We start from the raw sequence: 7,576 nt of genomic DNA on the forward strand, positions 1-7,576 counted from the left end.
CGGTCGCCCGCGCTGCATGATTGCCGCGCCGGGTTTTCCGTGAACCATTCCAGAGAGTGCGTAACATGACCGAGAGAGTGAACTGCCACCGCCTTCAGGTGGCTGCGAATCTGAAGCGTTTCATCGAAGAAGAGGCCCTGCCGGGCACGGGCGTAGATGTCGCCGCCTTCTGGAAAGGCTTCGATGCGCTGGTACACGATCTCGCGCCCAAGAACCGCGCACTGCTCGCCGACCGCGACCGCCTGCAGACCGAACTGGACAACTGGCATCGCGCCAATCCCGGCCCGATCGCCGACATGGCCGCCTACCGTGCCTTCCTCGAATCGATCGGCTACCTGTTGCCGCAGCCGTCCGGCGTCAAGGTCGATACGCCCAACGTCGACAGCGAGCTGTCCTCGCAGGCCGGCCCGCAGCTGGTGGTGCCGGTCATGAACGCCCGCTACGCGCTCAATGCCGCCAACGCCCGCTGGGGCTCGCTGTACGACGCGCTGTACGGCACCGACGCGATCCCCCAGACCGACGGCGCCGAACTCGGCAAGGGCTACAACCCGGTGCGTGGCGCCAGGGTCATCGCCTTCGCGCGCAATGTGCTCGATCAGGCCGCGCCGCTGGCCGGCGCCTCGCACGCCGACTCGACCGCCTACGCGGTGGTCGGCGGCAAGCTCACCGTCACGCTCGAGAACGGTTCCACCGTCGGCCTGCAGCAGCCGGAGAAGTTCGTCGGCTACCAGGGCGACGCCGCCGCGCCGAGCGCCGTGCTGCTCAAGAACAACGGCCTGCACATCGATGTCCAGATCGATCGCGGCGGAGCCATCGGCAAGACCGACGCCGCCGGCATCAACGATCTGGTCATGGAAGCCGCGGTGTCCACGATCATGGACTGTGAAGATTCCATCGCCGCGGTCGATGCCGACGACAAGGTCGTCGTCTATCGCAACTGGCTGGGCCTGATGCAGGGCACGCTGACCGAACAACTGGAAAAGGGCGGCAAGACCATCACTCGCCGCCTCAACGCCGACCGCGAATACACTGCCGCGGCGGGCGGCAGCCTGCGCCTGCACGGCCGCTCGCTGCTGTTCATCCGCAATGTCGGCCACCTGATGACCAACCCGGCGATCATCGACGGCGAAGGCCACGAGATCCCCGAAGGCATCCTGGACGGCGTGGTCACCACGCTGATCTCGATGCACGACATCGCGCGCAAGGGCAATTCGCGCACCGGCAGCATGTACATCGTCAAGCCGAAGATGCACGGCCCGGCCGAAGTCGCCTTCGCCGACGAACTGTTCAGCCGCGTCGAGGACCTGCTCGGCCTGCCGCGCCACACGGTGAAGATGGGCATCATGGACGAGGAGCGCCGCACCTCGATCAACCTGATGGCCTGCATCGCCGCGGCCAAGAGCCGCGTCGCCTTCATCAATACCGGCTTCCTCGACCGCACCGGCGACGAAATGCACACTGCCATGGAAGCCGGCCCGATGATCCGCAAGGGCGACATGAAGACCAGCGCCTGGATCCAGGCCTACGAACGCAACAACGTGCTGGTCGGCTTGACCGCCGGCCTGCGCGGCAAGGCCCAGATCGGCAAGGGCATGTGGGCCATGCCCGACCTGATGGCGGCGATGCTGGAGCAGAAGATCGCTCACCCGAAGGCCGGCGCCAACACCGCCTGGGTGCCGTCGCCGACCGGCGCGACGCTGCATGCGCTGCACTACCACCAGGTCGATGTCGCCGCCATCCAGCAGGAGATGGAGAAGATCGATCTCGCCGCCGAGCGCGATGCGCTGCTTGGTGGCCTGCTGACCGTGCCGGTCGCCGTCAAGGCCGACTGGAGCGCCGAAGAGCGCCAGCAGGAACTCGACAACAACTGCCAGGGCATCCTGGGCTACGTGGTGCGCTGGGTGGAGCAGGGCGTGGGCTGCTCGAAGGTGCCCGACATCAACAACGTCGGCTTGATGGAAGACCGCGCCACGCTGCGCATCTCCAGCCAGCACATCGCCAACTGGCTGCGCCACGGCGTCGTCAGCGCCGAGCAGGTCGATGCCACGTTGCGCCGCATGGCTGGCGTGGTCGACGGCCAGAACGCCGGCGACGCGGCCTATCGGCCGATGGCGCCGAACGTCGATGACTCGGTCGCCTACCAGGCCGCCCGTGCGCTGATCTTCGAAGGCTGCGCCCAGCCCAGCGGCTACACCGAGCCGCTGCTGCACCGCTATCGCCAGGTGTTCAAGGCGAAAGCCGCGGCCTGATCGGGATGACGGGGCGGCGCTTCTGCCGCCCATGCCATCGAGGAAGCGCCGGCCCGAGGGCCGGCGTTCGCTTTTGCGGCGTGTGCCGCGTGCCGGCGCGGACCATGCGCCGCCCGCGCTACAATGCCGGGCGCAGCACCCCGCGCCGGAGTGCGCCACCTTCCGGCTCAACGATTCCGCCATGACCCTGCACGCCGTTTCGCCCCTGTCCCGCCTGCACCTCGACATCGACCGCCGTGTCGATGCGATCCGCGCCGCGCATTCCGACTGGCCGTGCGGCAAAGGCTGCGACGATTGCTGCCGGCGCCTGGCCGGCGTGCCGCGCCTGACGGCCGGAGAGTGGGCCTTGCTGAGATCGGGGCTGGAGGCGCTCGACGCATCGCGCCTGCGGGAGATCCGGCAGCGGATCGCAGCGCTCGGCGATGCGCCGGCCGCGCCGCTCACCTGTCCGATGCTCGACCGCGAAAGCGGCGCCTGTCCAGTGTATGCGCAGCGTCCGGTCGCGTGCCGGACCTACGGTTTCTACGTCCAGCGCGATCTGGGCCTTTACTGTTCCGACATCGAGGCGAGCGCGGCGCGGGGCGTGCTGGCGGACGTGATATGGGGCAACCAGGATGCCATCGACCGCGCGCTCGCGGTTGATGGGGAAGCGCGCAGCCTGTCGGAGTGGTTCGCACATTGGCACGGCAGCCCTTGAAGGCGTGCGGGCCGTGCACCGTGCGGGCGCCTGCCGCCGTGCTTCATCCTTCGTGCGGGGCCGTGCCCCGTATGCCCCGGACACATCCTTTCTCCATGAACATCGACTCGCCGCCCGCGGGGCGGATCGATTCCAGCGCAGCCTTCCATGCCCGTACAACATAGCGTCCTGCTTGCCGTCCTGATCGTCGCGCTGACGTCGGTCGGCCCCCTGTCCACCGACTTCTACCTGCCGGCCCTGCCCGAGATCGCGCGGGTGCTGGGCACCGACACCGCCGGCGCGCAGCTCACGCTGTCGGTCTATCTGCTGGGCTTCGGCGCCGGGCAGCTCCTGATCGGCCCGCTGTCGGACCGCTTCGGCAGGCGGCCGGTGATGTTGTGGGGCTCGCTGGTGTTCGTGCTGTCGTCGGCGGCCTGCGCGCTGGCGCCGACGATCGAAACGCTGGTGGCGGCGCGCCTGGTGCAGGCCTTCGGCGCCTGCGTCGGCCCGGTGCTCGGGCGCGCGGTGGTGCGTGACGTGTATGGCCCGCACGAGGCGGCGCGCGTGCTGTCGCACGTGTCGACGGCCACGGCGCTGGCGCCGCTGGTCGCGCCCATCTTCGGCGGCTGGCTGAGCGCCCATTTCGGCTGGCGTTCGACCTTCGTCGTGCTCACGCTGTACGGACTGGCGCTCGGCGTCATGGTGTGGTCGGTGCTGAAGGAGACGAACCGCCATCCCGATCCGGACGCGATACGCCCCTCGCGCATGCTGGCCAACTACGGCGTGCTGCTGGCCGACCGGACCTATCGCGGCGCGCTGCTGACCGGCTGCGGCGCTTTCGCGGCGCTGTTCGCCTTCATTTCCGGTTCGCCCTTCGTCTATATCGAGCTCTACGGCATGTCGCCGCAGCGGATGGGCCTCGCCTTCGGCGCCAACGTCACCGGCTTCATCGTCGGCAGCGTGCTGTCCGCGCGGCTGTCGCGGCGGCTTGGGGCAGGCTGGATGATCCGCAGCGGCGTGCTGCTCGGTGCGGCCAGCGGGCTGCTGCTGGCCGGGCTGGCACTGGCCGGCGTGGATCACCCGGCGGCGGTCATGGGGCCGATGTGGGGCGTGACTGCGGCGGTCGGCCTGCTGCTGCCGAACGCCACGGCGCTGGGTCTGGCGGGCTATCCGAAGATGGCCGGCTCCGCCGCGTCGATGATGGGGTTCGCGCAGATGGGGCTGGGCGCCGGCGCAGGCATGATCGTCGGCCATGGGGTGCAGGCCAGTGCGACGCCGCTGGCGCTGACCGTGGCTGCCGGCATGCTGTTCAGTCTGGCGATGTGGGCCCTGCTGCTGCGCCGCTGAGCCGGCGCAGCCAGGGGCGGATCGTTCAGGCGGGCACGCCGACGATCACGCTGGAAGCCTTGAAGATGGCGCTGGCCGACTTGCCGACGGCCAGTTCGAGATGGGTCGCGCTTTCATTGGTGACGATCGCCGCCACGCTGCCGCCGCCCGGCAGGTCGATCACCACTTCGGTGTTGACCGCGCCCGGCTGCACGCGGGAGATGGTGCCCGGCAGCCGGTTGCGGGCGGAAAAGCGCGCGCCGCTGTCGTCTGTCACGATGATGATGGAAGACGACTTGATCAGCGCGAAGGCTTCCGCGCCCGGCCGCAGGCCCAGGCCCTCGGTGCTCTCGTGGGTGACGATGGCGACGATCCGGTGCCCGCCCGCGACTTCGAGCTCGACCTCGTCATTCACCGCGCCTTGCTTCAATGCGCTGACCTTGCCCAGGAACTGGTTGCGTGCGCTGGTCTTCATGCTCATTCTCCTGATCAGTAGATAATCGTCGGCGATGCCTTCCGCCTGCTGGCTGAGATGGTCGACGAAGCGGCGGTGTTCCTGTGCGATCAGACGGAAGTTCGCCACCAGTTGCTCGGCGCGGCGCGTCAGCCGGGTGCCGCCGCCGCCCTTGCCGCCGGTCAGGCGTTCGACCAGCGGTTCGCCGGCGAGGTTGTTCATCGTGTCGATCGCATCCCACGCGGCCTTGTAGCTCATGCCGATGGCTTTGGCCGCCTGCGTGATGGAGCCGCATTCCGCGACCTTCGACAGAAGCTCGATCCGCCCCGGCCCGCCAAGGTTGGCGCCGCCGACCGTCATCCAGATCGCCCCCTGCAGTTCGATGCCCTTGTTGTCCGTTTCCATGTGCCCGCGTCACCTCGTCGAATCCGAATCGGAGTCAAGCATACCGGCCTGAGCGCCGGAAGGGTAAGCGGAACCGGCCGCGATGAGCCGTGCGTCCACCCCGTAGAGCGCCGCCAGCGCCGGCGCATCGACGATCTCGCGCCCGCCGCAGCGGACGATGCGGCCGGCTTTCAGGAAGGCGACGCGGTCGGCCACGCGCAGCGCGTGTTCGGGCTGGTGCGTCGACATCAGCACCGCGATGCCGCGCGCGCCGAGTGTGGCGATGCGTTCGAGCACGCGCAACTGGTTGCCGAAATCGAGGCTCGAGGTCGGTTCGTCAAGGATCAGGATGCGCGCCTCCTGCGCCAGCGCGCGTGCGACCAGGGCAAGCTGGCGTTCGCCGCCCGAGACCTCCATGCACGAACGCCCCGACAGATGGGCGATGCCGAGCGCCTCCAGCGCCTGGCCGGCGATCTGCCGGTCTCGCGCCGAGGGCTGGGCGAAGCGCGCCATGTGCCCGGTGCGCCCCATCAGCACCAGATGTTCGATGGTGAACGGAAAGGGCAGCATCTGGCCCTGCGGCACGTAGGCGAGCATGCGCGCCAGTTCGGCGCGCGGCCATTCGGGCAGGGCGCGGCCGCCGACTCGCACCGTGCCCTCCAGTGCCGGCAGCAGGCCGAGCAGGGTGCGGAACAGCGTGGTCTTGCCGCTGCCGTTGGGGCCGAGCAGGCACAGTATCTCCCCGGCGCGGACCTGCAGGTCGATGCCCCGCCCGACACAGGTGTGGCGATGGCCGGTGGCGAGGCCGACGGCTTCGAGGGCCGGAGAAGGCGGTGCGGCGCTGGGCTCCGCGGTGGGGGTGGCACCCGCCGGATTCACGAAGTACGCCCGCTTCTGGCCAGCAGCCACAGGAAGACCGGGGCGCCGACGATGGCGGTGAGGACGCCCAGCGGCAGCTCGACGCTCGCGGCCGAGCGCGCGAGCGTGTCGGCCGCGACTAGAAAGGCGCCGCCCAGCAGGGCGGAGGCGGGCAGCAGGCGGGAGAACTCGGGACCGGCCAGCAGCCGCGCGGCGTGCGGGACGACGAGGCCGATCCAACCGATGATGCCGGCGATCGACACCGCCGCTGCGGTCATCAGCGTCGCGCAGGCGACCAGCGTGAGGCGCAGGCGGACGACGTCGATGCCCATGCTCGCCGCCTCGTCGTCGCTCAGCGTCAGCAGGTTGATGCGCCAGCGCAGCAGCCACATCGGCGCCAGGCCGCACAGCATCAGCGGCGCGGCGATGGCGAGGTCGCCGGCGGTGATGGCGTTCAGCCCGCCCAGCAGCCAGAAGGTGATCGACGGCAATTGCACGCTCGGGTCCGCCAGCACCTTGACGAGCGAGATGCCGGCGCCGAACAGCGTGCCGACCGCGACGCCGGCCAGCACCAGCACCAGCACCGGATCGTGGTGGCGGACCCGGGCGGCGACCGTGTAGACGCTGCCGACGGCCAGCAGCCCGCCGATGAAGGCCGCCGCCTGCACCACGGCCATGGGCTGGCCAAGCAGGATGGCCAGCGCCGCGCCCAGGCCGGCGCCGGCCGACACGCCGAGAATGTCGGGCGACACCAGTGGATTGCGGAACATGCCCTGGTAGGCGGCGCCGGCAACCGACAGCGCCATGCCGACGAGCAGCCCGGCGAGGATGCGCGGCAGGCGCAGTTTCCACACCACGACACCGGCCTCGCCGTCGGCACGGGGGCCGGCCAGCAGCGCCGACAGCGCATCGCCGATGGCGAGCGGATAGGCGCCGGAGACGAGCGCGACCGCCGCCACCAGCACGACGGGCAACAGCAGCACGAGCGGGTGAAGACCGTGGCGGCGGATGCCTGAATTCAGGATGCAGCCCTCCCGTCGGAGCGCACCCCGCCTGCACGCGGCCGGGCCGGGACGTTCATGCCGCCGCGATGCTGCGCGCGAGCAGTTCGCGCGGGGGCACGTGGCCGTAGAAAAGGCGGTGGAACGCCTGCGCCTCGTCGATCCAGTCCGTTGCCGGCTGCCGCGGGCTCAACACCTCGCGCAGCCAGCGCACGCCGATCAGCCGATTGACGCTCGGCGGCCCGTCCAGCCAGCCGAACGGCAGGTTGGGGGCCAGGAACAGGCGGCCGGCGCGCACCGCGGGCAGCGCATTCCAGGCGGCGTCGCGGCGGGCGAGGGCGGCGAATTCCGCGTACTGCGTGACGATGGCGTCGGGCGCCCAGGCCAGCAGCTGTTCCAGCGACACGCGAGCCAGGTTGCCGCTGCCGCGGGCGGCGTTCACCGCGCAGGCCGCTTCGATGCACTCGCTATTGACCGAGCCGGGCAGGGGTGTTTCCAGTCCGTCGGCGCCGCGTGCGAGATAGACCTTCTGGCCGGCCTGCGGGGCGGACGGCGGGCAGGCCGCCAGCACGGTCTCGGCATGGCGGGCGAGCGCCTCGCCGCGCTCGCCCGCGCCCAGCAGGTGGCC

General features: G+C 70.2%; 7 protein-coding genes. 3 read left to right on the forward strand and 4 right to left on the reverse strand.

The window, feature by feature from the left end; genetic code table 11:
* Positions 1 to 65 precede the first annotated feature (65 nt).
* From C666_RS05925 to C666_RS05935, 3 genes are all read left to right on the forward strand, one after another.
* Positions 66 to 2,249: a malate synthase G gene (locus C666_RS05925; RefSeq protein WP_004335353.1), complete on the forward strand. Its 2,184-nt coding sequence runs from the start codon at positions 66 to 68 to the stop codon at positions 2,247 to 2,249.
* Positions 2,250 to 2,430: 181 nt separating this feature from the next.
* Positions 2,431 to 2,946: a YkgJ family cysteine cluster protein gene (locus C666_RS05930; RefSeq protein WP_004335356.1), complete on the forward strand. Its 516-nt coding sequence runs from the start codon at positions 2,431 to 2,433 to the stop codon at positions 2,944 to 2,946.
* 147 nt (positions 2,947 to 3,093) lie between these two features.
* On the forward strand, positions 3,094 to 4,272 hold the full coding sequence (locus C666_RS05935; protein WP_004335358.1) for a multidrug effflux MFS transporter: 1,179 nt from the start codon (positions 3,094 to 3,096) through the stop codon (positions 4,270 to 4,272).
* A 25-nt stretch (positions 4,273 to 4,297) separates the two neighbouring features.
* Here C666_RS05935 and C666_RS05940 read toward each other — a convergent pair whose 3' ends face one another.
* From C666_RS05940 to C666_RS05955, 4 genes are all read right to left on the reverse strand, one after another.
* Positions 4,298 to 5,110, reverse strand: a complete 813-nt coding sequence (locus C666_RS05940) for a TOBE domain-containing protein (RefSeq protein ID WP_004335360.1) — start codon at positions 5,108 to 5,110, stop codon at positions 4,298 to 4,300.
* 9 nt (positions 5,111 to 5,119) lie between these two features.
* Positions 5,120 to 5,968 (reverse strand): ABC transporter ATP-binding protein, encoded by an 849-nt coding sequence (locus tag C666_RS05945; protein WP_004335364.1) that lies wholly within the window; start codon positions 5,966 to 5,968, stop codon positions 5,120 to 5,122.
* Positions 5,965 to 6,930 carry a FecCD family ABC transporter permease gene (locus tag C666_RS05950; RefSeq protein WP_004335367.1) on the reverse strand — a complete coding sequence of 322 codons (966 nt, stop codon included), beginning with the start codon at positions 6,928 to 6,930 and terminating at the stop codon, positions 5,965 to 5,967. The genes C666_RS05945 and C666_RS05950 overlap by 4 nt, the downstream gene beginning before the upstream one ends.
* A gap of 94 nt (positions 6,931 to 7,024) precedes the next feature.
* Positions 7,025 to 7,576, reverse strand: a 552-nt coding sequence (locus tag C666_RS05955; protein ID WP_004335370.1) for a TroA family protein, incomplete at its 5' end; no start/stop codon positions are given.

The sequence above is a fragment of the Thauera linaloolentis 47Lol = DSM 12138 genome (assembly GCF_000310205.1).
In the GTDB taxonomy this organism is placed as follows: Bacteria; Pseudomonadota; Gammaproteobacteria; order Burkholderiales; family Rhodocyclaceae; genus Thauera; species Thauera linaloolentis.

Bases quoted from the DNA above. Each gene is read 5' to 3' on its own strand.
- C666_RS05925 (WP_004335353.1), top strand. From the start codon at position 66: ATGACCGAGAGAGTGAACTGCCACCGCCTTCAGGTGGCTGCGAATCTG.
- C666_RS05935 (WP_004335358.1), top strand. From the start codon at position 3,094: ATGCCCGTACAACATAGCGTCCTGCTTGCCGTCCTGATCGTCGCGCTG.
- C666_RS05930 (WP_004335356.1), top strand. From the start codon at position 2,431: ATGACCCTGCACGCCGTTTCGCCCCTGTCCCGCCTGCACCTCGACATC.
- C666_RS05940 (WP_004335360.1), bottom strand. From the start codon at position 5,110: ATGGAAACGGACAACAAGGGCATCGAACTGCAGGGGGCGATCTGGATG.